The organism is Streptomyces tirandamycinicus (assembly GCF_003097515.1).
Lineage (GTDB): Bacteria > Actinomycetota > Actinomycetes > Streptomycetales > Streptomycetaceae > Streptomyces > Streptomyces tirandamycinicus.
Genome location: NZ_CP029188.1, coordinates 3,124,444 through 3,148,707, shown reverse-complemented (window position 1 = coordinate 3,148,707; position 24,264 = coordinate 3,124,444). Strand labels below are relative to the sequence as shown.

Sequence of the window (24,264 nt, the reverse complement as noted above, 5' to 3'; positions counted from 1 at the left end):
GGTGCGCCCGGCCCGCCGTCCGCCGCGTCGGCGGGTCGACGGCGGCCTGCCCTCCTCGTCCGCGGTGTCGGGCCCTGTCCGCGGTGTCAGGCTCTGTCAGTGGTGTCAGGCTCTGTCAGTGGTGTGCGCGAGCATGGCCCCATGGTGCGGAGGACCGGGAAGAAGACGCGGGTGGCGGCGGCACGGCGGCCGGAGGTGCGGCTGCCTCCCCTCCGCCCCCACGAGGGCGGCGGGCTGGAGCCGGACGGCGACTACGACGGTGTGGAGCTGGCCGGTCTGGACCTGTCGGGCGGGGACGGCGCGGGCGCGCTCTTCCTGGACTGCGCGCTGAGGGACTGTGTGCTGGAGCGGACCTCGCTGGTACGGGCGCGGTTCGTCGACTCGGTCCTGAGCGGCGTGCGCGGGGTGGGGACGGATCTCGCGGGCGCCGCGCTGAGGGACTCGGAGATCGTGGACGCGCGGCTGGGCGGGGTGCAGCTGCACGGCGCCGCACTGGAGCGGGTGCTGGTGCGGGGCGGCAAGATCGACTGTCTGAACCTGCGCGACGCCCGGCTCACCGACGTGGTGTTCGAGGGAGTGGTGCTGTCCGAGCCCGATTTCGGGGCGGCGCGGCTGGAGCGGGTCGAGTTCCGCGAGTGCGTACTGCGCCGGGCGGACTTCGCCGGTGCCCGGATGCGGGACGTGGATCTGCGCCGGGTGAGCGAACTCGATGTCGCGGGGGGCGTGGAAGGACTGTCGGGTGCGGTGATCAGCACGGCCCAGCTGATGGACCTGGCGCCGGTGTTCGCGGCGCAGTTGGGGGTGCGTGTGGAGGACTGAACGGGGGCGAGGGCGGGGCGGGGCCGCGCGGTGGCTCCGGGTGCGGTGGGCTCCGGCGCGGGTGGAGGGCCGAGGCGTGGACGGAGGTTCGGGCGGGGGTTTCCGGGCGGGGGTCCGGGCGGAGGCGGCCCCGGCGGCTCAGGGCAGGCGCGGGAAGCGTGCCTGGAGGTCCCAGAGCACGGGGTTTCCGCCGAGTTCCTCGTGCATGTCGGTGAGGTCGGCGATCAGGTCGTGCAGGAAGTTCCGTGCCTCCCGCCGGAGTTCGCCGTGGTTGAAGGTGAGCGGGGCCTCGTCGCCGGGCATCCAGTCGGCCTCCACGTCCACCCAGCCGAAGCGGCGCTCGAAGAGCATGCGGTCGGTCGATTCGGTGAAGTCGATCTCCGCGTACTGCGGCTGTGCGGCCCGGCTGCCCTTCGGGTCCCGGTCCAGCCGCTCCACGATGTCGCACAGCGCCCAGGCGAAGTCGAGCACCGGTACCCATCCCCACGCCGTGGACACCTCACGGTCGGCCTTGGTGTCCGCGAGATAGACGTCGCCGCAGAAGAGGTCGTGACGCAGGGCGTGGACGTCCGCGGTCCGGTAGTCGGTCTGCGGAGGGTCCGGGAAGCGCCGGGAGAGGGAGTAGCCGATGTCGAGCACGGTCCGATGGTGTCACGGCGAAGAGGCTCGCTCGCACGTTCGGGTGAACGTCGGCGGATTCCTGGTGAGCCCGCACTCCGGGCTGGGAGTGTCGCTCCGCGCGAAGGAGGTCCGCCGTGGCACGGCCCGTTCCCGCGCATGAGCCGTACGGGTCCCAGGACGATACGCCCGCCTACGCGTCCCTCGTCGCGGGCCGCCATCCCGGTGTACCTGCTCATCGACCGGGATCCGGGCCCGGCACCGTGCCGCACGTGCGGAAGATCGCCGCACCGCCCGACGGAGTCGGACATTCCGCACATAGGATCGCCATGTGGACCAGCGATCCCTCCTCCGTGCCCTGGCGCCCGTCGCCGCCCTGCTCGTACTCACCGTCCCGGGATGCACGAGGAGCGGTGACGGCACCGGCACCGGCGGCACACCCGGAGCGGAGGGGCTGCGCGATCCGTACTTCCCCGGGCTGGGCAACGGCGGATACGACGTACAGCACTACGGCCTCGACCTCGACTACGAGCCGAAGCCCAACCGGCTCAGCGGCACCGCGACCCTCACCGCCCGCGCCACCCAGGACCTCAGCGCCTTCAACCTCGATCTGCACGGTCTGGCCGTCGACGGTGTGACCGTGGACGGGGTCCCGGCCGGGACCGACCGCGCGGGCGACGAACTCACCGTCCGCCCGCGCGAGGTCATCCGCGACGGCAGCACCTTCCGGACCGTGGTCCGGTACTCCGGCAGCCCGAAGAGCGTCACCGACCCGGACGGCTCCGAGGAGGGCTGGCTGAGGACCGAGGACGGGGCCATCGCGCTGGGTGAGCCGCAGGGCTCGATGGCGTGGTTCCCCGGCAACCACCATCCGAGCGACAAGGCCGCCTACGACATCACCGTGACCGTGCCGAAGGGGCTGACCGCGGTCTCCAACGGGGAGCTCAGGTCCCAGCGGCCCGCGGCCGGCGGCAGCAGGACCGCCTTCGCATGGCACGCGCCCGAGCCGATGTCGAGCTATCTCGCGACCGTGGGCATCGGCGAGTACGACGTGAAGACCTCACGCCCCGCCGGAGGGGTCCCCGAGTTCACCGCCGTGGACCGGACCGTCGCGGCGCGGAGCGAGAAGATGCGCGCCCGTATCCCCGAGGTACTGGAGTGGGCGCAGAAGACCTTCGGCCCCTACCCCTTCTCGTCCACCGGGGCGATCGTCGAACGCGCGGACGACGTGGACTACGCGCTGGAGACGCAGACGCGGCCCGTCTACCCGGCCGGTGCCTTCAACGAGGAGTTCCTCGTCCACGAGCTGGCCCACCAGTGGTACGGCAACTCGGTATCGCCGAAGACGTGGCAGGACGTGTGGCTGAACGAAGCCTTCGCGACCTACGCGGAGTGGCTGTACGACGAGGAGTTCAGGGGCGTCCCGGCGCAGGAGCGTTTCGAGAAGGAGTTCGAGGACGACGGCAACTGGGCCTTCCCGCCGTCCGAACCGCCGAAGGACGACCTGCTGGGCGCGCCGGTGTACGGGCGCGGCGCGATGGTCCTCCACAAGATCCGGCAGGCCGTCGGCGACGCGGCCTTCTTCGGACTGCTGAAGAGCTGGGCGCAGGAGCATCGCCACGGCAACGCGTCCACCGAGGACTTCACCGCCCATGTGGAGGAGAAGACCGGCGAGGACCTGACGGAGGTGTGGGACGTCTGGCTCCATGGCGACGGCAGACCCGCGAAGCCGTAGCACCGGCCGTAACCCGCCATGCCCTGCCGTGCCCCGCCGTGCTCCGGTGGGCCGCGTCGTGCCCCGCCGTGCTCCGGTGGGCCGCGTCGTGCCCCGCCGTACTCCGTTGGGCCGCGTCGTGCCCTGTCGCTGTCCGTCGTTCCCTGGTCGTGGTCGTGTGTGTGTGTTCGTGGCGGGGGCGGGCGCGGGGGCGGTTGTCGCAGGAGCCTTCCCCGATGCCGGCGGATATGCCGAAGGTCCCGGCCGGGACGGCGGCCGGGACCTTCGGGGCGCGTAGGTCAGACGTTGACGCCGAAGTCCTGGGCGATGCCGACCAGGCCCGATGCGTAACCCTGGCCGACCGCGCGGAACTTCCATTCCGAGCCGTTGCGGTACAGCTCGCCGAAGACCATCGCGGTCTCGGTGGCGGCGTCCTCGCTCAGGTCGTAGCGGGCGATCTCGGTGCCGCCGGCCTGGTTCACGATACGGATGTAGGCGTTGCGCACCTGACCGAAGTTCTGGCTGCGGTTCTCGGCGTCGTAGATGGACACCGGGAAGACGATCTTCTCGACGTCGGCGGCGAGCCCGGACAGGTTGACGTTGATCTGCTCGTCGTCACCGCCGCCCTCGCCGGTGCGGTTGTCGCCGGTGTGGACGATGGACTGGTCCGGCGTCGACTTGTTGTTGAAGAAGACGAAGTGGCCGTCGGAGACGACCCTCCCGCCGCCGTTGACCGCGATCGCGGATGCGTCGAGGTCGAAGTCGGTGCCGGTGGTGGTACGGACGTCCCAGCCGAGGCCCACCGTGACGGCGGTCAGGCCCGGTGCCTCCTTGGTGAGCGAGACGTTGCCGCCCTTGGACAGGCTTACGGCCATGAGGAGGTCCCTTTCCTGGTCGAGTGCAGTGCGGTCGTGCTTCGTGGGTTCCGAAGCTACCGTCACCGTCCCTAACGCGGACGGAGTGCCACCAGGTTCCCGCCGTCGGTGAAAAGAAGGTGACGCGACTCGCCCGCGGACGCGACGATGGGACGTATGTCCGGGCCCTATGTCGTTCGCGGCTCGGTCTCCCTGCCGGAGGCCGAGCTCATGTGGCGTTTCTCGCGGTCGTCGGGTCCCGGCGGCCAGCACGTCAACACGAGCGACTCCCGGGTGGAGCTGCGCTTCGACCTGGCGGCGACGGAGGCACTGCCGGCCGTGTGGAAGGCGAGGGCGCTGGAGCGCCTCGCGTCCCGGCTGAACGACGGTGTGATCAGCGTCCGGGCGTCGGAGCACCGCTCCCAGTGGCGCAACCGGGAGGCGGCGGCGGTACGTCTGGCGGCGCTCCTCGCGGAGGCCACAGCCCCGCCGGCGCGGCCCCGCCGGCCCACGAAGGTCCCCCGCGGCATCAACGAGCGCCGTCTGCGCGAGAAGAAGCGCCGGGGGGAGACCAAGCGCGGCCGCAACGCCCGCGACTGGTGATCCGAGGGTGATCCCAGGGCGGCGGCCGGGTCCGTCGCCGCGCGGAGTGTCGCCGCGCGGATTCCGGACGGCCGTTCCGCCCGCAGGCCGGCCCGACCGCAGTCACCGCCCTCGGCCCGTCGGACCGGACCTTCCGCTTCCCGGCCCGGTGCCCTGACGCCCTTTCCGCAATGTCGCCCGGTGCTCGGCGCCCGGCCCCGGCCACGTTCCCCGGCGCCCGGACCGGCGTTCCGCTCCCCGGTTCGGCTCCGGCGTTCCGCTCCCCGGTTCGGCTCCGGCGCTCTGCGCCCTGGTTCGGCTCCGGCGCTCTGCGCCCTGGTTCGGCTCCGGCGCTCTGCGCCCCGGTTCCTCTCCGGTTCCGCTGCGGTTCCGCTCCGGCGGACCGCGGCTCGCGGTCGCCGGGTGTCAGCCGAGGTGCCGGTAGCGCCCGCGGAAGTAGGTCAGTGGGCCGCCGTCCGCGCTGGGGAGTCCCGCCTTCAGGACGCGGCCGATCACGAGGGTGTGGTCGCCCGCCTCGACGCGCTGCTCGGTTCGGCATTCGAGGACCGCCAGCGCGCCGCCCATCAGCGGCGCGCCGCACAGCTCCCCGCGGGTGTACGCGGTGTCCTCGAAGAGGAGCCGGTCGCTGATGCGTCCCTTCATGGAGAACCGGCCCGCGATGTGCCGCTGGCTCTCGGAGAGCACCGACGCGCCCCACATGGGCTGTTCGGCCAGCAGGTCGTCCATGCGCGAGCCGTTGCGCAGGCTCACCAGCACCAGCGGAGGGTCGAGCGAGACGGACATGAACGCCGTCGCCGTCATGCCGACGTCGTCCCCGCGCGGGCCGTCCTCCGCCAGGGGCGGTTCATGGGCCGTGATCAGCACCACTCCGGCGGCCAGCCGGGACATCGCGGCACGGAACTCGTCGTCGCTCACCCCCTCAGCATGGGGGATGGTCGCGGCACTGGGGGTGGGACTCGTCTGCGGCACGGCCGCACGCTAGCCCCGGCCCGTGTTCCGCCGCATCGGGCCAGAGGACCAGCCGGGTCCTAGGACTCCGGGCGGGGGCCCGCCACCGCGACCGCCGGCCGGGTTCCGCCCGTTTGGCTGGGCGATCCCGCCGGAGCTGGGCGATCCCGCCGGATTCCCGCTGGATTCACGTCGATTCCCGCCCGGCCCCGCCGGATTCCGGTCCGGTCGCGCCGGATTCCAGCCCGGTCCCGTGCGGCCCCGCCCGGATTTGCGTTCAGGAAGGGCGGAACACCCTTCACGGCCTGGGCGTCCCCATCATCATCTGTTGTGACTTGAGTCACAGAGCCGGGTATTTGTTGACCCTGTGTACCGAGTGGGCAGCTCGCTGTGATTCAGTGGCGGGGACACTGCACCAAACGGGTGCACCAGTGAAGTCGACGAGGAACCTGGAGTCAGCTGTTCGAGGTCTCGGGGAGAGCGAGCGATGGAGACCGAGTCGGAGCCGTACGTCCGTCTTGCGACCCTGAGGCAGCTGCATCAGGTCGTGGCCAACCTCAACACGGCCCGCAGTCTGGCGGACACGCTGCAGACCGTCGCCGACGGCATCGTGGCCGGACTCGGGTACGAGCTGGCGTGCGTCAACCTCGTCCGCCCCGACGGGGATCTCGTCGTGGCCGCCTTCGCCGGCAACACCGCGGCGGAAGCCCTGATCACCGGACGGGTCGGCTCCCGGACCTCCTGGGAGCGCCGGCTCGGCATGGGCGAGGCCTGGGGCGAACTGCGCTTCATACCGCACACCGAGGGCTGGGTGCTGCTGGAGGACGACGTTCCGCAGTGGTACACGGAAGGCCCCGAGCCGCGCTTCGAGGGCGAGTGGCACCCCCAGGACCGGCTCTATGCGCCGATGTACGCCTCGGGCGGCGGCCGCGAACTGCTCGGCGTCATCTCGGTCGACAAACCCCGCAACGGACGCCGTCCGGGTGCCTGGGGCCAGGAAGCGCTCCAGATGTACGCGTCACAGTCGGCGATTGCGATCAGCAACGCCCGGCTCCGAGCAAACATGCAGCGCGCCCTGGTCCGCCTGGAGCGTGAGCAGCAGGCCCTGCGCGCCAGCGAGGAGTCGTTCCGGCAGGCGTTCGAGTACGCGCCGAGCGGCATGGCCATCGCGGAGATGGGCGGTGACCAGCACGGCCGGCTGCTCCGCGCCAACGACGCACTCTGCCGGCTGCTCGGCCGCCCCGCGTCGGCGATGCGCCGATACTCCTTCGCCGATCTCGTCCACCCGGAGGACATCGGCACACTGCTGCGGACCTCCGCCGAGGGCGGCCGTGCCGAGCTGCGCCTCGGCCGCCGCGACGGCACCTACGTCTGGGTCTCGCTGCGCAACTCCGTCGTCGCCGACACCACCGACGGCCCCCGCTTTCTCCTCACGCACGTCGAGGACATCGAGGAGCGCAAGCGGCACGAGCTGCACCTCGCGCACCGGGCCAGCCACGACGCGCTGACCGGGCTGCCCAACAACGCCGAACTGCGCGCCCGGCTCAGCGCCCGGCTGTGCGGGCGTCCCCAGGGCGCGCGGCAGGAGGCGGGCCGGACCCTGGACGTGCGGGACCACCCGTCCGGCGGCTACGGGGGATACGGCGACTACGCCGACGCGGTCTTCGGTGAGAACGGCTACGCGGGTCACGGCGAGAACGGCTACGCGGGTGGATTCGAGGACGGCGACATCGAGGGGGGCTTCCACGCCGACGGGTTCGACTTCGACCGGCCGGCCATCCCGTACGACCACCACGTCCATGCCGTCGCGCCCGCCGTGGACGGTGAGGCCGACGACGGTACGAAGGGCCTGGCGGTGCTCTTCTGCGACCTGGACGGCTTCAAGTCGATCAACGACCGCTTCGGGCACAACACCGGCGACGCCGTCCTCATCGAGGTCGCGCGCCGGCTCACCACCGGTGTGCGGGACGGGGACACCGTCGCCCGGCTCGGAGGTGACGAATTCGTCGTCCTCGCCGACGGCCTCGGTGCCGCCGACGCCGCCGACCTGGCCGTTCGCCTGCGGAACGCGATCATTCCGCCGATCCGGGTGGACGGACGGGCGGTCCGCGTCGGGGCGAGCTTCGGGATCGGCTGGGCGGTCTGCGGCATGTCCGTCGAAGAGGTGCTGCAGTCCGCCGACCAGCGGATGTACATCGAGAAGCGCTCCCGGGCCAAGGTGCACAGACGCGCCGGATAGCGGAAACGGCGGAACCGTCCGGGCCCCGAGCACCGTCCTTGGAGTAGCCCGGAGGGGGTAGGCTCGGCCGGTCGGCGACGGCTGGCGAGCAAGGATAGGAGTGACCCAGGGATGACGGCCGGGAACAACGGCGCGAGCACGCCCGAGGACGACGATCCGTTCGGCTACCTGTACGCGGACGGACAGCGGGCGGGCACCTCGACTCCCCGCCAGGGCGGCTACGGCTACCCCGGTCCGGCCGCCCAGCCGGGTGTGCCCAGGACGTCGTACAACCAGGTCAGAACGGTCGGCCAGCGCCAGTACGGGCAGCAGCAGACCGCCCAGCAGTACGGCCAGGTCCCGCACCAGCAGCAGTACGGGCAGCAGCCCAGCCCCCAGTACGCGGCACCCGAGACCTACCCCGGCGGCGCCCCGACCCGCCAGGTCCCGGCGCCCTCCGGCGGCGGTGGCGGCAGGGGCCGCGGGCCGAACACCAAGGGCCTGCTCATCGGCGCCGTCGCGGTGGTCGCCGTGGTGGTGGTCGGCATCACCGCGGCGCTGATGACGGGTGGCGACGACAAGACCGAGACCCCTCAGGCCGACGGGAACAACACCGCTCCCGCCGACGAGGCCGGCCCGAGCGACGAGCCCTCGAAGGACGACGAGGACAAGCCCGCCGAGCTGCCGAAGCAGGACGCCGCGACGCTGCGCCTCGGCGCGCCCGCCGCACTGGCGAAGGACGTCAAGGGCGCCAAGGGCGCGGACGGCGCGTATGTGGCCTTCAACGGGACCGGGGGCTCGGCCAGCTGGACCGTGGACATCCCGGCCGACGGTGCGTACACGCTGTTCGTCACGTACAGCGTGCCGGGCAAGGACGCCAAGACCTCCCTGACGATCAACGACGCCCAGCCGCGGTCGATCAACATGTCCAACTTCGCCCAGGCCAAGAAGGGTGACTGGGAGAAGGGCTGGACGCGCACCTACGCGTACGTGAACCTCCAAGAGGGGTCGAACACGCTGAAGATCTCGTGCGAGCAGGGTGACCAGTGCGACGCCCTGCTCGACCAGGTGTGGCTGGAGGCCGGTCAGTCCAAGGGCTGACCGGGGGAGCCGGCCTGCCGGAGCCGGGAGCCGGCCTGCCCGAGCCCGGAGCCGGGAGCCCGTGTCGCGGAGCCCGGAGCCGGCCTGGCGGAGCCCGGACCGATGGCGTCGGAGCCCGGATCGATGGCGTCGGAGCCCGGGGCGGTGTCGCGGCACCTGGAGCGGTGTCGTGGAGCCCAGCTCAGCCCGGCCCGGAGCCGTTCGGCGAACCCGGAGCCGCCCCGAGCCGGGAGGCCCCGGGGGACGTCACGCCGCCGGGGCGTGCTCCGTCACCGTGATCCTGGGGAGCAGGTCCTCGTAGGAGGCGCGGTCGAAGTCGCCGGCCGTCGGAGCGAGGACGGTGGCCGTGGCGAGTGCCGCGGCGCGGACGAGGCGGTCCGGCCAGGGGAGGGCGTCGACGAGGCCCGAGAGCAGCCCGGCCACGGCCGAGTCGCCCGCACCGGTGGGGTTGCCGAGGACCTTCCCGGGCGGGGTGGCCTGCCAGATGCCCTCCGGTGTGGCGGCGAGGATGCCCTCGGGGCCGAGGGAGGAGACCACCGTGCGGGCGCCGCGGCGGCGGGCGGCGTGCGTGGCGCGCAGTGGCTCACGGGAGCCGGTGAGCTGGGCCAGCTCGTCGGCGTTCGGTTTGACCAGGTCGGGGCGGGCGGCGATGCCCCTGCGCAGCGGCTCGCCGCTGGTGTCCAGCAGCGCCGGCACCCCGGCGGCGCGCGCCCTGCGCACCAGCTCGGCATAGGCTCCGACGTGGATGCCCGGCGGGAGGCTGCCGCACAGCGCGACCGCTTCGGCCTCGCGCAGCAGCGACTCGTACGTGGTGAGGAACGCGGCCCATTCCTCGGGCGTGACGGTCGGGCCCGGCTCGTTGAACTGGGTGGTGTCGCCGGTCGCGGCGTCGACCACCGCGAGGGTGCGCCGGGTGTTCCCCGCGACCGGCACGAGCGCGTCGCGCACGGGGAGCCCGGCCAGCCGGTCGCGCAGGGTCTCGCCGTTGGGGCCGCCCGCGAGACCGGTGACGACCGCCTCGTGGCCGAGCGCCCCCAGCACCCGTGCGACGTTCAGTCCCTTGCCGCCGGGGCGTTCGTCGACCTCGGTGACCCGGTGGGAGCCGTGCGGGACGAGGGCGGGGACGCGGTAGGTCAGGTCGAGGGCGGTGTTCAGCGTGACCGTGAGGATCACCGTGACACCCCCTGAGCTCGCGTTCGCCTAGCCGGACGGGTCCTGATCATGCCAAAGAACCGGGCGGTTGGCCCAGCCCCCCGTAGGCCAACCGACCCGGCTCGCCGCGCTACCGCCGCGCTACGGCTCGACGACCCACGCGCCCTTGCGCATCACACCCCTCAGCGTGAAGTCGGCGTCGAGCACGACGAGATCGGCGTCCTTGCCGGCCTCGATCGAGCCCACCCTGTCGTGGAGGCCCAGCAACCGGGCCGGGTTCGTGGAGATCGCCCGGACGATGTCCTCGACGGGCAGCGCGTCGACGGTCGCGGCCCGGCGGAACGCGGTGTCCAGGGTGAGCGTGGAGCCGGCGATCGAGCCGCCCTCCACGAGCCGGGCGACGCCCTCCCTGACCTCGACCGCCAGTGGCCCCAGGTGGTAGACGCCGTCGCCGAAGCCCGCCGCGTCCATCGCGTCCGTGATGAACGCGACCCGGGCCGCGCCCGCGCGGTGGAAGGCCAGCTCCAGGGCGGCCGGGTGCAGATGCGTACCGTCGTTGATCAGTTCGACGGTGACCCGCTCGTCCTCCAGCAGCGCGGCGATCGGCCCGGGGGCCCGGTGGCCGAGGGCGGGCATGGCGTTGAAGAGGTGCGTGGCGACCGTGGCGCCCGCGTCGATCGCCTCGACGGTCTGCTCGTAGGTGGCGTTCGTGTGGCCGATCGCGGCGATCACGCCGTGCTCGGCGAGCAGCCGTACGGACTCGATGCCGCCGGGCAGTTCGGTGGCGAGGGTGACCATCCGCGCGGTGCCGCGGGAGGCGTCGAGCAGCTTGCGCACCTCCGCCGGGTCGGGGTCGCGCAGCAGTTCCCCGCTGTGCGCGCCCTTGCGGCAGGGCGAGATGAAGGGGCCCTCGAAGTGGATGCCGGCCAGATCGCCCTGCTCCACCAGTTCGGAGAGGAACCCGGCGCGGTGGGTGAGGAAGTCCATGTCGCCGGTCACGGTGGAGGCGACCATCGTGGTCGTGCCGTGCTCGTGGTGGGTGCGCACGCCGGTGAGCACGTCCTCGGCCGACCCGGAGGTGAACGAGGCCCCTCCGCCGCCGTGGTTGTGCATGTCCACGAAGCCGGGGACCAGCCAGTGGCCGGACAGGTCGACGGAGGGTGCGTCGGAGGGGGCGTGCCCGCCGATCCGGGTCCCCTCGACGGTCACCCGCCCGTTCTCGACGACCCCGGTGGGCAGCACCACCCGGGCGCCTGTGAGAACCATCCGGTCGGCCATCAGCCGGTTACCTCCGTGGTGAGTGTGTCGGATGTGGCGAGCAGGTCCCAGGCGAGGAGCCCGGCGCCGAGGCAGCCGGCGGCGTCCCCGAGGGCCGCCGGGACGATCGAGGGCGGCGTCTGGAAGGTGACGCGTGCCCGCACCGCGGCCCGCAGCGGTGCGAACAGGGTTTCCCCCGCCTCCGCGAGGCCGCCGCCGATGATCAGCCTGCGGGGGTCCAGCAGGGTGAGCGCGGTCACCAGCCCGTCGGCGAGGGCGTCGACGGCTTCCCGCCAGACGCGTGCGGCGGTCTCGTCCCCGGAGGCGACGGCCTTGGCGCAGTCGGCGGCGTCCGCCTCCGGGTCGCCGCTGGCGGCCGCCCAGGCGCGGGAGACGGCGGACGCGGACGCGAGGGTCTCCAGGCAGCCACGCCGGCCGCAGCCGCACTCCGGGCCGCCGGGCCGGACGACGACATGGCCGATCTCGCCGGCGCAGCCGTGTGCGCCCTCCTCGATCGTGCCGCCGATGCCGATGGCCCCGGCGATGCCCGTGCCGAGCGGGACGAACAGGAACCGGTCCGTGCCGCGGCCCGCCCCGATGCGGCCCTCCGCGAGCCCGCCCGTGCGGACGTCGTGGCCGAGGGCGACCGGCACCCCGCCGAGCCGTTCGCCGAGCAGCGCGCGCAGCGGGACGTCGCGCCAGCCGAGGTTGGCCGCGTAGACGGCGACGCCGTTCGCGGTGTCGACGATGCCGGGCACCGCGACGCCGGCCGCCGCGGCGCTCTGCCCGTAGCGCTCCTCGCCGTGGGCGCGCAGTTCGGCGGCGAAGCCGAGGATGGCCTCGACGACGGCCTCCGGCCCGTGCTCCCTGCCGGTCGCCCGGCGGGATTCGTGCAGCAGAGTGCCGTCCGCCCCGACGAGGGCGGCCTTCATCCCGGTGCCGCCCACATCGAGGGCGATGACGTGTCTCACGCGTACAGTCTCGCCGCCGGACCCGAAAAGGTCTAGTCCACTACTCGGGCGGTCGGGGGTCGGCCGGCGGGCAGTCGCGGGCGGTCGCGGGTGATCGCGGGTCGCCGCACGGCGGTGACCGGTTCGTTTCGCAATTGCCTGCCAAGTGGTGTAGACCTCTAGCCGTAAGGATCAAGAGCGACGAGGTGGGGGACAGGGCGTGCAGCGGCGCTACATCTCTCTGGTGGCGGCGGTGGCCGCACTCGGTACGACGATCGCCCTGGCGGGGTGCGGCGGCGCCGGGGAGGCGGACGAGGTGACCCTTCGGCTGGTCGCCGCCGACTACGGGAACGGCGCGGAGAACTCCTCGCAGAAGTACTGGGACGAGCTCGCGGACCGGTTCGAGGCGGGCAACGCCGGAATCACGGTCGACGTCCGGGTCCACTCCTGGAAGGACGTCGACCGGGAGGTCGCCGAGATGGTGGCCGACGGCAACGCCCCGGACATCGCCCAGATCGGCGCGTACGCCGACTACGCGGACCAGGGCAGGCTGTACCGCGTCGACGAACTCGTCACCATCCCCACCCAGGCCAACTTCCTGCCCGAACTCAGTGAGGCCGGCCAGACCGAACAGGTGCAGTACGGTCTGCCGTTCGCCGCCAGCACCAGGCTGCTGTTCTTCAACGAGGACCTGTTCGCCGACGCCGGCGTCGGGGCGCCGGAGAACTGGTCGCAGCTCCGCGCCGCGGCGGAGCGGCTGAAGGCCCGCGGGGTGACGTACCCCTTCGCCCTGCCGCTCGGCTCGGAGGAGTCCCAGGCCGAGGCGATGATCTGGATGCTGAGCGGGGGCGGCGGCTACCGCGACCGCAACGGCGGCTTCTACGCGATCGATTCCGAGTCGAACGTCAGCACGTTCACCTGGCTGAGGGACAACCTCGTCACCCCCGGGCTCACCGGACCCGTCGAGCCCGGGAAGCTGGACCGCGCCCAGGCCTTCGAGGCGTTCACACGCGGCGAGGTCGGCATGCTCAGCGGCCACCCCACGCTGATGCGGCAGGCCGAGCAGAGGGGCATCAAGGTCGGGATGGTCCCGATGCCCGGCGTGGACGGCAGGGCCCGGGCCTCGATGGGCGTGGCCGACTGGATGATGGCGTTCCGGCAGAACGGCCACCGCAAGGAGATCGGCCGCTTCCTCGACTTCGCCTACCGCGACGAGAACGTCCTGGAGTTCTCCGGCCGCTACGACATCCTCCCCGTGACGGTGAGCGCGAGCGAGGCGATGGCGGCCGACGGCAAGCACAGGCGGCTGTGGAAGTTCCTCGAGGCGCTGCCGACGTCCGAGCTCTACCCGTCCGGTGAGATGTCCTGGGCGAAGGTCAGCGCGAGCGTGAAGCGGAACATCGGCGAGGCGGTCGCGCCGCAGGGCGACCCGGCGGCGGTGCTGAAACGGATCGCCAGCGACGCGGCGCGGGCGGAGAGCGAAGCGGCCGCTGAGTAGCGCTGAGTAGTGCGGCGTGGCGAGTGCGGCCTCGTGGGGACTGCCCGCGGGCTGGTTCGGTCTGGTTCGGTGTGGTGCGGACCGGTATGGCGGGGCGGGGCGGGTTGCGGTCCGGACGGTCTCCGGTGGGCGTCCGCCGGGCATCCGCACGGCACCGGTCGGTCGGGCGGGCGCGGGGGCGCGGCCGTCCGGCTCGGCCGGGTGCGCGGGCGTGCGCCCGGCGTGGAGGGACTTGGCCGGATTCATCCGTTCGCCGGACGGCGCCGCGCTGTCCGGGGGGACGGTTATGTTGCTGATATGACCGACGACCGCGACCACCGCGACCACCGCGACGGTGCCGACGACCTCTCCGGGCGGGACCGCGCCGTGCTCGCCTTCGAGCGGGCGTCGTGGTCCGGGCCCGGCGCCAAGGAGCGGGCGATACGCGAGGAACTCGGCATCTCCCCCACCCGCTACTACCAACTCCTCAACGCCCTCCTGGACGACCCGCACGCGCTCGCCCACGACCCGGTGACGGTGAACCGTCTGCGGCGCGTCCGGGAAACGCAGCGGTCGCTCCGGTGACGCGCCGGGGAGATCGCCGCGCGCCGTAGCTGAGCGGGGCCCGCGTCGATAGGGTCGGCACATGGGCAGCTACTCGCACGCACTGCCGGAACCGACCACCGCCGCCGGCCGTGAGGGGCTCGCCGCGGTTCTCGAACGGCCGGCCGGAAGTGTGGTCGCGCTGGACTTCGACGGGACATTGGCGGAGATCGTCCCGGACCCCGAGCAGGCGAGGGCGCATCCCGCGACGGTTCCCGCGCTGGCCCGGCTCGCGCCGCAGGTGCGGTCCGTCGTCGTGGTGACCGGCAGGCCGGCCGGCGTCGCCGTCCGGTACGGCGGGTTCGCCGGGGTCGAGGGGCTGGAGCACCTCGTCGTCCTGGGGCACTACGGCGCCGAGCGGTGGGACGCCGTCAGCGGCAACGTCCAGGCCCAGCCCGAGCACCCGGGCGTCGCCGCGGTACGGGCCGAGCTGCCCGGCCTTCTCGACTCGATGGGCGTATGGCGGGGCACCTGGGTCGAGGAGAAGGGCCGCGCGGTCGCCGTGCACACCCGCCGCGCCGAGGACCCGCAGTCCGCTTTCGAGACGCTGCGTGAACCGATCGCCGATCTGGCCGCGCGTCACGGGCTGATCGTCGAGCCGGGCCGTCTCGTTCTCGAGGTACGTCCGCCGGGCGTCGACAAGGGCATCGCGCTCGCCGAGTACGTCCGCGAGGTGAACGCCACCGCGGTCGTCTACGCGGGCGACGACCTCGGTGATCTGGCCGCCTTCGCCGCCGTGGAGAAGCTCCGCTCCGACGGGGTGCCCGGACTGCTCCTCTGCAGCGGCGGCGAGGTTCCCGAACTCGCCGAGCGCGCCGACCTCCCGCTGCCCGGCCCCGCTGCCGTCGTGGCGTTCCTCTCCGCCCTCGCGGACCGCATCGAGGGCCGCGCCTAGGGGCTTTCGCGACTGGTCGCGAACGCGGGAACGCGGAAGGCCGCGGCGGAGGCGGCGATCGGGAATGCTCCCGTTCGCGGCTGGCCGCGTTCACCGCCGGTCGCGGTCATGGCGCCGATCAGATGCCCGCGCGGGCGTGGCGCCCGCCGCGCCGCCGGGGCCCACACGAGTGCGAGGCCCATACGAGGCCAGGGCTCACAGGAGCCCGGGGCCCACCCGGGTCCGGGGCCCACAAGAGCCCGGGGCCCACCCGGGTCCGGGGCGGTCAGCCCGCCTCCGTGACCCCCTCGTCCAGTGCCTCCAGCGCGTGCAGCTGGTCCAGGAACCACTGCTGCGGCGGCAGCGCGGTCGCCGCCGCGGCCAGGCGCTTGCTGCGCTCCGACCGCTCGGCGTCCGGCATGGACAGCGCCTGGTGGAGGGCGTCGGCCGTGCCGGTCACGTCGTACGGGTTCACCACCAGCGCGTCGTCGCCGAGTTCCGCGTACGCCCCCGCCTCGCGCGACAGCACCAGCGCGCAGCCGGCCTCGGAGACGACCGGGATCTCCTTGGCGACGAGGTTCATCCCGTCCCGGATGGGGTTCACGAGGGCCACGTCCGCCATCCGGTACGCCGCCAGGGAGCGGGCGAAGTCGTCCTTGACGTGCAGGAGCACCGGGGTCCAGCCGGGCGTGCCGTACCGGGCGTTGATCTCCTCCGCGACCCGTGAGACCTCGGCCGTGTACTCGCGGTAGACGGCGAGGTCCTGGCGCGAGGGATAGGCGAAGGCGATGTGCACGACCCGCTCGCGCCACTCCGAGTGCTCGTCCAGCAGGGTGCGGTACGCGAGGAGTCCGCGGACGATGTTCTTCGACAGCTCGGTGCGGTCCACCCGCACGATCGTCTTCCGGCGGCCCGGCCCGCGTTCGTCGCCGCCGATCTGCTCGCGCAGCGCGGCCATCCGCTCGTCCACGTCCGTCCGCCGCGAGCGCTCCCGCAGGAAGTCCGCGTCGGCGCCGAGACCGTGCACCCCCAGTTCGGTCCGCCGCCTGCGGTGCCCCCGCAGCCGGTACTCAAGGCTGGGCGGTCCGTCCTTCGGCCAGTGCGGGTCCACATCGTGGTCGGTCAGCACCCGGCGGCAGCAGCTCTGGAAGGCGTCGAGCCAGCGCCGGGTCAGGAAGCCCAGCCGGTTGGCGCCGAGCATCCCGAGCAGCAGCTGCTCGGCGATGTCGTCCGGGAGCATCCGGAAGTACTCGGGCGGGGCCCACGGCGTGTGCGAGAAGTGGCCGATGCGCAGATCGGGCCGCAGGTCCCGGAGCATGCCCGGGACGAGGGCGAGGTGGTAGTCCTGCACCAGCACGGCCGCGGCCGGGGCCGCCGCCTCGGCGAGGGTCTGCGCGAACGCCTGGTTGTACGCCTCGTACGCGACCCACTGGCGGCGGAACTCGGCGTCGAAGACGGGCTCCAGGGGTGTCTGGTACAGCATGTGGTGGACGAACCACAGCACCGAGTTCGCGATGCCGTTGTACGCGTCGGCGTGCACGGCGGCGTCGATGTCCAGCATCCGCACGCCCGGTTCGCCGATCCCGCGCCGCACCGCCTCGCGGTCGCCGTCACCGAGTGCGGAGCACACCCACAGGGCGTCCGCCTCGGGGCCGATGGCCGACAGCCCGGACACCAGCCCGCCGCCGCCGCGCCTGGCGTCAAGGGTGCCGTCCTCCCGGAAGGCGTACGAGACGGGGCCCCGGTTGGAGGCGACGAGAACTCGTGCGGCGTGCTCGTGCTCAGAGACCATGTCGCGAACCTAGCCCTTCCTGGAACCGCTCAAACGTACGGCCGGAGACCGTGGCCGGAGACCGCCGGTCCGCCGGTCCGCGACTGCCTGATTGCCTGATTGCCGGACTGCCGGACTGCCGGACTGCCGGATCTCGGATCTTCGGACATCCGGAGATCCGGACAGCCGTCCCAAGCCCCAAGCCCCAAGCCCCAAGCCCCGAGCCCCGCACGCCGGACCCCGACCCGCCCGAGTCGCGAAGCCCGGAGACCGGCCGCCGGGGACCGGCCCGCGGGGCCGTCGTCCCGGACCGGGCCGGGACCGGCGGATGCCGTCCCCGGACCGCTCCCGGGACCCGGCCGTGCGTGTCCCGGGCCATCCGGTGGGGGCCCGGGACGGTCGGAGTGCCGGCCCCGGAACCCTGCCTGACGTGTGCCCGCCCGGGACCGGCGGGTGCCGTCCCCGGACCGCTCCCGGGACCGGCCGTGCGCTCACCTGGTCATTGGTTCCCCCGGTCGCGCGTCGCCGCGAGTGCGATCGCGCCGGCGGCCGAGAGCGCCAGGGCCACTCCACCCAGCAGCCAGAGGCGCTCGCTGTCGTGGCCCGCCGCGGCGATCTGGCCGACGACCCTCTCCTCGCCGTCGTGGCCCGGGGCACCGGCGTGCCCGGTGCCCGCCGGGCTGCCGGGGCCGCCGGGGGCGGGCGGAACGCCCGGTGCCTCCTCGCCGCCGTCCGTCCCGTCGCCGTCCGTCCCGTCGCCGTCCGTCCCGTCGGCGTCGTCCGCGGCCGGTTCGTCCTGGCCGTCCTCATGCCCCTGTTCGAGGCTGTGGTCGTGGCTCTCCTCGTCGCCGAAGCCGGTCCGGGGGGCTCCGAGCTCCCCGACCTCCTCGGCCACCGGCGCCGCCGTGCACCGGGCGTCCCGGGTGCCGGCCGCGCAGTTGGACCGCGGGGACTGGACCTCCAGGCCGCCGCCGAGCCGGCCGTCACCGCCGTCGCCGCCGTCCTCGCCGCCGACGGTGACCGAGTACGTGACGGTCGCCGACATGCCGGCCGGGATGGCACCCGTGTACGAGAGCACGGGTTCGTCGTACGCGACCCGGCCGCGGGTGGCCCGGGCGTTGCGGTCGTAGACGGCGTCGTCGAGGGTGCCACCGAGATCGTCGGTGAAGCGCACGTCGGGGAGGTCCCGCTCGCCGTTGTTGGTCGCCTTGATGGTGAAGGTGAGGGTGTCCCCGAGGGCGACCCTCGTCGCCGACGCCGACTTGGTGACCTCCAGATCGGGGGCCGGCGCCGTCAGGGCGGGAGCCGCCGGCGCGAAGCCCGTCGTGGCGGCCGCGGTACCCGCGGCGACCGCCAGGGCCCCGAGGAGCCGGGACCGATTGCCTCTGCTGCGTCCGCGGCCCCTCGTCCGGTCCAGTCCGGGCACGGCCCTGACCGGACGGGAGACCCGAGCGCCCTGTGATCTCACATTGCCCATAAGTCCGAAATGTAGGCAATCATCCCGGCTGGGCCGTGTTACGCCGCGCCCGTGTTGCGCCGTCCCGCCCGGGCCGCGTACTCGGCGACGTCCCCCATCGGTGGCCGCTCCTCCGTGTCCACCGCGTGCGTCCGCGGCACGAACCCGCCCTCGCCGCGCTCGAACTGGGTCAGCGCCGGGCGGACCAGGTGACCGCGCGAGAGGCGCAGCTGGGCGGTGCGGTAGATGGCCGCCGCCATCCGGCCCAGTGCCTGGCCGTCCTGGTGGCGGTGCACCCGTACGCCCACGTCCACCTGCGCCAGCGCGTCGAGTCCCACCGTGTGCAGCGCGTCCACCAGCAGGCCGAGCTCCACCCCGTAGCCGACCGGGAACGGCAGCCGCTCCAGGAGCGAGCGCCGCGCCGCGTACTCCCCGCCGAGGGGCTGGACGAATCCGGCGAGCTGCGGCCAGTGCAGATTGAGCAGCGGCCGCGCCACCAGTTCGGTCACCCTGCCGCCCTGGCCGGGCGCGCCGCCGAGCGGCCGGTCGTACATCGCCTTGACGAACTGCACCTCGGGGTCGGTCAGCAGCGGGCCGACGATCCCGGAGACGAAGTCGGCGGAGAACTCCCTCAGGTCGGCGTCCACGAAGCAGACGACGTCACCGGCGGTCGCCAGCAGGGAGCGCCACAGCACCTCGCCCTTGCCGGGCACGGCCGGGACGCGCGGGAGTATCGCGTCCCGGTGCACCACCCGGGCGCCGGCCCGGGCCGCCACCTCGGCGGTGCGGTCCGTCGACCCCGAGTCGACGACGACCAGCTCGTCGACGAGCGGCACCGCGCCGGTCATCAGTTCCCGCCGGATCACGGCGACGATCTCCCCGACCGTCGCCTCCTCGTTCAGCGCGGGGAGCACCACGCTGACCGTGGTGCCCTGCTTGGCGGACAGCAGCCGGCCCAGTGGGCGGTCCGCCACCGACCAGGACCGCCGGGCCAGCCAGCGCTCCACCTCTTCCAGCACGTGATCTCCATCTCGCGGATCGGACGACCGTCTCAAGCGTCCGGGGGTTCGGTTACAGTCTTGAACAACGCGGACCGCCGATGCATGTCGGGGTCACCGCGCGGACACCGTCGCCGCGCGGACACAATCGAATACCGCTCATCCAGAGGGGCAGAGGGACACGGCCCGTTGAAGCCCCGGCAACCCTCCAGCCGATCTCGCCGCGCGTCGCGGCCGAGGCTCACGGCTAGGGAAGGTGCCAATTCCGTCTCGCGGCGAGATGCGCCGCGGGGAAGATGAGGAGAAAGGGCCTCGCCTCCATGGCTGTGCAGACCGTCGCCACCACTTCCGATTCTGCCGACACCGTCGACCTGGGTCCCGCCTCCGGGCTCTCCTGCCGCGAGTGCGGTGAGCGTTTCGCCCTCGGTCCGATCTTCGCCTGTGAGGCGTGTTTCGGGCCGCTCGAGGTCGCGTACGACCTGCCGAGCGGCGATCCAGAGGAGCTGCGCAAGCGGATCGAGAGCGGTCCGGACAACATCTGGCGCTACGCGCCGCTGCTTCCCGTGCCCGCGGACGTGGCGGGCAAGCCGAACCTGAACCCGGGCTTCACCCAGCTCGTCCCGGCCGACAACCTCGCCCGTGAGCTCGGCGTCACCGGCGGACTCTGGGTCAAGGACGACTCCGGCAACCCGACCCACTCCTTCAAGGACCGGGTCGTCGCCCAGGCGATCGAGGCCGCCCGCGCCTTCGGCTTCACGACGCTCTCCTGCTCCTCCACGGGCAACCTGGCCGGCGCGGTCGGCGCCGCGGCCGCCCGTGCCGGTTTCCGCTCCTGCGTGTTCATCCCGCACGACCTGGAGCAGGGCAAGGTCGTGATGGCCGCCGTCTACGGCGGCGAGCTGGTCGGCATCGAGGGCAACTACGACGACGTCAACCGCTTCTGCTCCGAGCTCATCGGCGACCCGGCGGGCGAGGGGTGGGGCTTCGTCAACGTCAATCTCCGTCCGTACTACGCCGAGGGCTCCAAGACGCTGGCGTACGAGATCTGCGAGCAGCTCGGCTGGCGGCTGCCGGACCAGATCGTCATTCCCATCGCCTCCGGCTCCCAGCTCACCAAGATCGACAAGGGGCTCCAGGAGCTGATCAAGCTGGGCCTGGTGGAGGACCGGCCCTACCGGATCTTCGGCGCCCAGGCCGAGGGATGCTCCCCCGTGTCCGCCGCCTTCAAGGCCGGCCACGACGTGGTCAGGCCGCAGAAGCCGGACACCATCGCCAAGTCCCTGGCGATCGGCAACCCGGCGGACGGCCCCTATGTGCTGGACATCTGCCGGCGCACCGGCGGCGCCGTGGAGGACGTCACCGACGCGGAGATCGTGGACGCGATCAAGCTGCTGGCCCGCACCGAGGGCATCTTCACCGAGACCGCGGGCGGCACGACCCTCGGCGTGGCGAAGAAGCTGATCGAGGCCGGGGTGATCGACCCGGCCCTCACCACGGTGGTCGTCAACACGGGTGACGGCCTCAAGACCCTCGACGCGGTGGCCCCGACCACGGGTATGTCCGCAGTCATCCGCCCCAACCTGGACTCCTTCCGAGAGGCTGGCCTCGCATGAGCGTCAACGTCCGCATCCCCACCATCCTCCGCACCTACACCGCAGGGCAGGCCGAGGTCCCGGCCGAGGGAGCCACCCTCGCCGAGGTCATCGCCGACCTGGAGAAGAACCACACGGGCATCGCGGCCCGGGTCCTGGACGACCAGGGCCGGCTCCGCCGCTTCGTGAACGTGTACGTCAACGACGACGACGTGCGCTTCGAGCAGGGCCTGGAGACGGCGACGCCGGACGGCGCCGGTGTGTCGATCATCCCCGCGGTGGCCGGCGGCTGATCGCCACGCAGAGTCAGCAGAAGAGCCCCCTCCGCAAGCTCTGCGGAGGGGGCCTTTCTGCATGGTTGAGCGCGATAGAGTTGGGGAAGCCCCCTCCGCTGCGTGTGCCAGGCGCATATGAGAACGCCTTCGCGCACGACAAGAAACAGCCAAAGTATTCGAGCATTATGCGCAGTAAGTGCGCTTTGCCCGGCCCGACTTGCCCGGGAATGCCGGTACTTCTCCTGATTCGTCCTTTCGGTCCTGCCCGGAATTCTCGTCCGATTGACCTGTTGCAGACGGCAGTTGGACAGATACATTCAGCCGCGGTCGACGCGTTCCGGCGCACGCCCATGGGTCGTCCTGATGCCCCTCCGGGCACTGGGAAACCGCTGGGTGAGGTCTGACCCGGGTCCGCGAAGTGCGGTCCTGTGCAAGGGCCAGTAATAGGGGAGTTAGGCATGGCTCAGGGCACCGTCAAGTGGTTCAACGCGGAGAAGGGGTATGGCTTCATCGCGGTCGACGGTGGTGCGGATGTTTTCGTCCACTACAGCGCGATCCAGATGGACGGGTACCGCACCCTGGAGGAGGGGCAGCGAGTCGAGTTCGAGATCTCGCAGGGCCAGAAGGGGCCGCAGGCGGACATGGTCCGCGTAGCCGGCTGAGCGCCGACTGACTGCAGCAACGTGACGGAGGGTCCGTGCCAGGGGCGCGGACCCTCCGCCGTGCGATGGGGCCGCGCGCCGCCGCGCGGGGCGGAGCCGGGCGGGGCGGAGCCGGGCGGGGACGCGGGCGTACCGGCGTGCCCGTACCGGTGTGCGCGTACCGGCGCGTGCGGGTGGGCGCGGGGGGCGTCGCCCCGGCGAAGAGCACCCGGCGGCGCGCCGGGGGCGGCCGCGGTGCCCGGGCCGGAAGTGGACATAGCGGCGAGCCGGCGGCCTTCCCTGTCCGTGGGGGTGGACCCGCCGCCCGGGGTCGGAAGTGGGCATAGCGGCCCGGCGGCTTCCCGTGTCCGTGGGGGCGGATGCGGCGCCCCGTGCTCGGGGTGGACGCGCCGCGCGCCCCCCGCGGCTCACCTGGTGCGGTCCCCGGGCGGGAGCCCGAGTCGCGGTCGCGTCTTGCACTCGCCGGGTCCGAGTGCTAATCATTGGCGTTAGCACTCTACGAGTGAGAGTGACAACGAAGGACCGGGTCGGTGAGGTCCGCAGGCCGGGTGGGGCAAGGAACCACAAGGCACGCAGGCCGTCCGTCGCGGGCACCAGCGCGGTCCGGAGCATCCACCCCAGTCCGGGAGGACCACTTCACATGGCCAAGATCATCGCGTTCGACGAGGAGGCACGGCGCGGTCTCGAGCGCGGGATGAACCAGCTCGCCGACGCCGTCAAGGTCACCCTTGGCCCCAAGGGCCGGAACGTCGTCCTCGAGAAGAAGTGGGGCGCCCCCACGATCACCAACGATGGTGTCTCCATCGCCAAGGAGATCGAGCTCGAGGACCCGTACGAGAAGATCGGCGCCGAGCTGGTCAAGGAAGTCGCCAAGAAGACGGACGACGTCGCCGGTGACGGTACGACCACCGCGACCGTCCTCGCCCAGGCGCTGGTCCGCGAGGGCCTGCGCAACGTGGCCGCCGGCGCCAACCCGATGGCCCTGAAGCGCGGTATCGAGAAGGCCGTCGAGGCCGTCTCCGGTGCGCTGCTCGACCAGGCCAAGGAGGTCGAGACCAAGGAGCAGATCGCCTCCACCGCCTCCATCTCCGCCGCCGACACCCAGATCGGCGAGCTCATCGCCGAGGCGATGGACAAGGTCGGCAAGGAAGGCGTCATCACCGTCGAGGAGTCCCAGACCTTCGGTCTGGAGCTGGAGCTCACCGAGGGCATGCGCTTCGACAAGGGCTACATCTCGGCGTACTTCGCGACCGACATGGAGCGCATGGAGGCCGCCCTCGAGGACCCGTACATCCTCATCTTCAACGGCAAGGTCTCCTCGGTGAAGGACCTGCTCCCGCTGCTGGAGAAGGTCATGCAGTCGGGCAAGCCGCTGCTGATCATCGCCGAGGACGTCGAGGGCGAGGCCCTGTCGACCCTGGTCGTCAACAAGATCCGCGGCACCTTCAAGTCCGTCGCCGTCAAGGCCCCGGGCTTCGGCGACCGCCGCAAGGCCATGCTCGGCGACATCGCCATCCTCACCGGTGGCACGGTCGTCTCCGAGGAGGTCGGCCTCAAGCTCGAGAACGCGGGCCTGGACCTGCTGGGCCGCGCCCGCAAGGTCGTCATCACCAAGGACGAGACCACGATCGTCGACGGTGCCGGTGAGAGCGACCAGGTCCAGGGCCGGGTCAACCAGATCCGCGCCGAGATCGAGAACTCCGACTCGGACTACGACCGCGAGAAGCTCCAGGAGCGCCTCGCGAAGCTGGCCGGCGGCGTGGCCGTCATCAAGGCCGGTGCCGCGACCGAGGTTGAGCTCAAGGAGCGCAAGCACCGCATCGAGGACGCCGTCCGCAACGCGAAGGCCGCCGTCGAGGAGGGCATCGTCGCCGGTGGTGGCGTGGCCCTGCTCCAGGCCTCCCAGGTCTTCGAGAAGCTCGAGCTCGACGGTGACGAGGCCACCGGTGCCGCCGCTGTGAAGCTGGCCCTGGAAGCCCCGCTGAAGCAGATCGCCGTCAACGCCGGCCTCGAGGGCGGCGTCGTGGTGGAGAAGGTGCGCAACCTGACCCCGGGCCACGGTCTGAACGCCGCGACCGGCGAGTACGTCGACCTCGTCGCTGAGGGCATCATCGACCCGGCCAAGGTCACCCGTTCCGCGCTGCAGAACGCCGCGTCGATCGCCGCGCTCTTCCTCACCACCGAGGCCGTCATCGCCGACAAGCCGGAGAAGGCCGCCGCGGCCGCTCCGGGCGGCATGCCGGGCGGTGACATGGACTTCTGATCGACCCGAACGTCGATCGACCGTCCTGAACCGAGGGCGGCACCCCCACTCCCAGGGGG

Annotated in this window: 21 protein-coding genes and 1 riboswitch; of the genes, 12 read left to right on the top strand and 9 right to left on the bottom strand. The window is 72.5% G+C overall.

What is annotated here, in order from left to right:
* Positions 1–141: 141 nt before the first annotated feature.
* Positions 142–819, top strand: coding sequence for a pentapeptide repeat-containing protein (locus DDW44_RS13865; RefSeq protein WP_108906637.1), 678 nt, complete (start codon positions 142–144; stop codon positions 817–819).
* Positions 820–957: 138 nt separating this feature from the next.
* Here the strand turns inward: DDW44_RS13865 and DDW44_RS13860 are convergent, their stop codons facing one another.
* Positions 958–1,458, bottom strand: a complete 501-nt coding sequence (locus DDW44_RS13860; RefSeq protein ID WP_108906636.1) for a hypothetical protein — start codon at positions 1,456–1,458, stop codon at positions 958–960.
* A 310-nt stretch (positions 1,459–1,768) separates the two neighbouring features.
* On the opposite strand from DDW44_RS13860, the gene DDW44_RS13855 reads away from it, so the two are divergent.
* Entirely contained in the window at positions 1,769–3,172 is a 1,404-nt protein-coding gene (locus DDW44_RS13855) for a M1 family metallopeptidase (RefSeq protein WP_108906635.1), read from the top strand.
* 278 nt (positions 3,173–3,450) lie between these two features.
* On the opposite strand, the gene DDW44_RS13850 is transcribed toward DDW44_RS13855, so the two are convergent.
* Positions 3,451–4,026, bottom strand: a complete 576-nt coding sequence (locus DDW44_RS13850; protein WP_017945995.1) for a TerD family protein — start codon at positions 4,024–4,026, stop codon at positions 3,451–3,453.
* Between the two features lie 147 nt (positions 4,027–4,173).
* Between DDW44_RS13850 and arfB the strand changes: the two genes are divergently transcribed.
* Positions 4,174–4,608 carry an alternative ribosome rescue aminoacyl-tRNA hydrolase ArfB gene (gene arfB, locus DDW44_RS13845; RefSeq protein WP_026164980.1) on the top strand — a complete coding sequence of 145 codons (435 nt, stop codon included), beginning with the start codon at positions 4,174–4,176 and terminating at the stop codon, positions 4,606–4,608.
* Positions 4,609–5,013: 405 nt separating this feature from the next.
* On the opposite strand, the gene DDW44_RS13840 is transcribed toward arfB, so the two are convergent.
* Positions 5,014–5,577, bottom strand: coding sequence for a flavin reductase family protein (locus DDW44_RS13840; protein ID WP_170812113.1), 564 nt, complete (start codon positions 5,575–5,577; stop codon positions 5,014–5,016).
* Positions 5,578–6,043: 466 nt separating this feature from the next.
* Between DDW44_RS13840 and cdgB the strand changes: the two genes are divergently transcribed.
* Together cdgB and DDW44_RS13830 are read left to right on the top strand one after the other, a co-directional pair.
* On the top strand, positions 6,044–7,795 hold the full coding sequence (gene cdgB, locus DDW44_RS13835) for a diguanylate cyclase CdgB (RefSeq protein ID WP_108906634.1): 1,752 nt from the start codon (positions 6,044–6,046) through the stop codon (positions 7,793–7,795).
* A 111-nt stretch (positions 7,796–7,906) separates the two neighbouring features.
* Positions 7,907–8,875 carry a carbohydrate-binding protein gene (locus DDW44_RS13830; RefSeq protein WP_027731991.1) on the top strand — a complete coding sequence of 323 codons (969 nt, stop codon included), beginning with the start codon at positions 7,907–7,909 and terminating at the stop codon, positions 8,873–8,875.
* A gap of 246 nt (positions 8,876–9,121) precedes the next feature.
* Here DDW44_RS13830 and DDW44_RS13825 read toward each other — a convergent pair whose 3' ends face one another.
* The 3 genes from DDW44_RS13825 to DDW44_RS13815 form a co-directional block, all read right to left on the bottom strand.
* Positions 9,122–10,048, bottom strand: coding sequence for a 1-phosphofructokinase family hexose kinase (locus DDW44_RS13825; protein WP_108906633.1), 927 nt, complete (start codon positions 10,046–10,048; stop codon positions 9,122–9,124).
* A 120-nt stretch (positions 10,049–10,168) separates the two neighbouring features.
* The gene (gene nagA / locus DDW44_RS13820) at positions 10,169–11,305 is read right to left on the bottom strand and encodes an N-acetylglucosamine-6-phosphate deacetylase (RefSeq protein WP_108906632.1); all 1,137 of its coding nucleotides are present in this window, start codon (positions 11,303–11,305) and stop codon (positions 10,169–10,171) included.
* Positions 11,305–12,255, bottom strand: coding sequence for an ROK family protein (locus tag DDW44_RS13815; RefSeq protein WP_108906631.1), 951 nt, complete (start codon positions 12,253–12,255; stop codon positions 11,305–11,307). The genes nagA and DDW44_RS13815 overlap by 1 nt, the downstream gene beginning before the upstream one ends.
* 199 nt (positions 12,256–12,454) lie before the next feature.
* Here DDW44_RS13815 and DDW44_RS13810 point away from each other — a divergent pair, with 199 nt between their 5' ends.
* The 3 genes from DDW44_RS13810 (at position 12,455) to otsB (ending at position 15,209) form a co-directional block, all read left to right on the top strand.
* The gene (locus DDW44_RS13810) at positions 12,455–13,732 is read left to right on the top strand and encodes an ABC transporter substrate-binding protein (RefSeq protein WP_108906630.1); all 1,278 of its coding nucleotides are present in this window, start codon (positions 12,455–12,457) and stop codon (positions 13,730–13,732) included.
* A 297-nt stretch (positions 13,733–14,029) separates the two neighbouring features.
* A complete protein-coding gene (locus tag DDW44_RS13805) occupies positions 14,030–14,296 on the top strand; it encodes a DUF3263 domain-containing protein (protein WP_017946004.1) in 267 nt (88 codons plus the stop codon).
* A 61-nt stretch (positions 14,297–14,357) separates the two neighbouring features.
* Positions 14,358–15,209 carry a trehalose-phosphatase gene (gene otsB / locus DDW44_RS13800; protein WP_108906629.1) on the top strand — a complete coding sequence of 284 codons (852 nt, stop codon included), beginning with the start codon at positions 14,358–14,360 and terminating at the stop codon, positions 15,207–15,209.
* Positions 15,210–15,474: 265 nt separating this feature from the next.
* On the opposite strand, the gene DDW44_RS13795 is transcribed toward otsB, so the two are convergent.
* The 3 genes from DDW44_RS13795 to DDW44_RS13785 form a co-directional block, all read right to left on the bottom strand.
* Positions 15,475–16,980 (bottom strand): alpha,alpha-trehalose-phosphate synthase (UDP-forming), encoded by a 1,506-nt coding sequence (locus DDW44_RS13795; protein ID WP_108906628.1) that lies wholly within the window; start codon positions 16,978–16,980, stop codon positions 15,475–15,477.
* Positions 16,981–17,458: 478 nt separating this feature from the next.
* On the bottom strand, positions 17,459–18,385 hold the full coding sequence (locus DDW44_RS13790) for a DUF7927 domain-containing protein (protein WP_166802709.1): 927 nt from the start codon (positions 18,383–18,385) through the stop codon (positions 17,459–17,461).
* Positions 18,386–18,474: 89 nt separating this feature from the next.
* Complete coding sequence (locus DDW44_RS13785; RefSeq protein ID WP_018889531.1) at positions 18,475–19,434, bottom strand: glucosyl-3-phosphoglycerate synthase; 960 nt, start codon at positions 19,432–19,434, stop codon at positions 18,475–18,477.
* Between the two features lie 135 nt (positions 19,435–19,569).
* Positions 19,570–19,716: riboswitch (SAM riboswitch) on the top strand.
* Between the two features lie 17 nt (positions 19,717–19,733).
* Between DDW44_RS13785 and thrC the strand changes: the two genes are divergently transcribed.
* The 4 genes from thrC (at position 19,734) to groL (ending at position 24,205) form a co-directional block, all read left to right on the top strand.
* On the top strand, positions 19,734–21,026 hold the full coding sequence (gene thrC / locus DDW44_RS13780) for a threonine synthase (RefSeq protein WP_026281620.1): 1,293 nt from the start codon (positions 19,734–19,736) through the stop codon (positions 21,024–21,026).
* Positions 21,023–21,298 carry a MoaD/ThiS family protein gene (locus DDW44_RS13775; protein ID WP_027731998.1) on the top strand — a complete coding sequence of 92 codons (276 nt, stop codon included), beginning with the start codon at positions 21,023–21,025 and terminating at the stop codon, positions 21,296–21,298. The genes thrC and DDW44_RS13775 overlap by 4 nt, the downstream gene beginning before the upstream one ends.
* 440 nt (positions 21,299–21,738) lie before the next feature.
* Positions 21,739–21,942 carry a cold-shock protein gene (locus DDW44_RS13770; RefSeq protein WP_003986833.1) on the top strand — a complete coding sequence of 68 codons (204 nt, stop codon included), beginning with the start codon at positions 21,739–21,741 and terminating at the stop codon, positions 21,940–21,942.
* Between the two features lie 640 nt (positions 21,943–22,582).
* On the top strand, positions 22,583–24,205 hold the full coding sequence (gene groL / locus DDW44_RS13765; RefSeq protein WP_017946010.1) for a chaperonin GroEL: 1,623 nt from the start codon (positions 22,583–22,585) through the stop codon (positions 24,203–24,205).
* Positions 24,206–24,264 lie beyond the last annotated feature (59 nt).

Excerpts from the sequence above, each read along its gene's own strand:
- DDW44_RS13865 (WP_108906637.1), top strand. The coding sequence starts at position 142 with ATGGTGCGGAGGACCGGGAAGAAGACGCGGGTGGCGGCGGCACGGCGG.
- DDW44_RS13850 (WP_017945995.1), bottom strand. The coding sequence starts at position 4,026 with ATGGCCGTAAGCCTGTCCAAGGGCGGCAACGTCTCGCTCACCAAGGAG.
- arfB (WP_026164980.1), top strand. The coding sequence starts at position 4,174 with ATGGGACGTATGTCCGGGCCCTATGTCGTTCGCGGCTCGGTCTCCCTG.
- cdgB (WP_108906634.1), top strand. The coding sequence starts at position 6,044 with ATGGAGACCGAGTCGGAGCCGTACGTCCGTCTTGCGACCCTGAGGCAG.
- DDW44_RS13830 (WP_027731991.1), top strand. The coding sequence starts at position 7,907 with ATGACGGCCGGGAACAACGGCGCGAGCACGCCCGAGGACGACGATCCG.
- nagA (WP_108906632.1), bottom strand. The coding sequence starts at position 11,305 with ATGGCCGACCGGATGGTTCTCACAGGCGCCCGGGTGGTGCTGCCCACC.
- DDW44_RS13805 (WP_017946004.1), top strand. The coding sequence starts at position 14,030 with ATGACCGACGACCGCGACCACCGCGACCACCGCGACGGTGCCGACGAC.
- otsB (WP_108906629.1), top strand. The coding sequence starts at position 14,358 with ATGGGCAGCTACTCGCACGCACTGCCGGAACCGACCACCGCCGCCGGC.
- DDW44_RS13795 (WP_108906628.1), bottom strand. The coding sequence starts at position 16,980 with ATGGTCTCTGAGCACGAGCACGCCGCACGAGTTCTCGTCGCCTCCAAC.
- thrC (WP_026281620.1), top strand. The coding sequence starts at position 19,734 with ATGGCTGTGCAGACCGTCGCCACCACTTCCGATTCTGCCGACACCGTC.
- DDW44_RS13775 (WP_027731998.1), top strand. The coding sequence starts at position 21,023 with ATGAGCGTCAACGTCCGCATCCCCACCATCCTCCGCACCTACACCGCA.
- DDW44_RS13770 (WP_003986833.1), top strand. The coding sequence starts at position 21,739 with ATGGCTCAGGGCACCGTCAAGTGGTTCAACGCGGAGAAGGGGTATGGC.
- groL (WP_017946010.1), top strand. The coding sequence starts at position 22,583 with ATGGCCAAGATCATCGCGTTCGACGAGGAGGCACGGCGCGGTCTCGAG.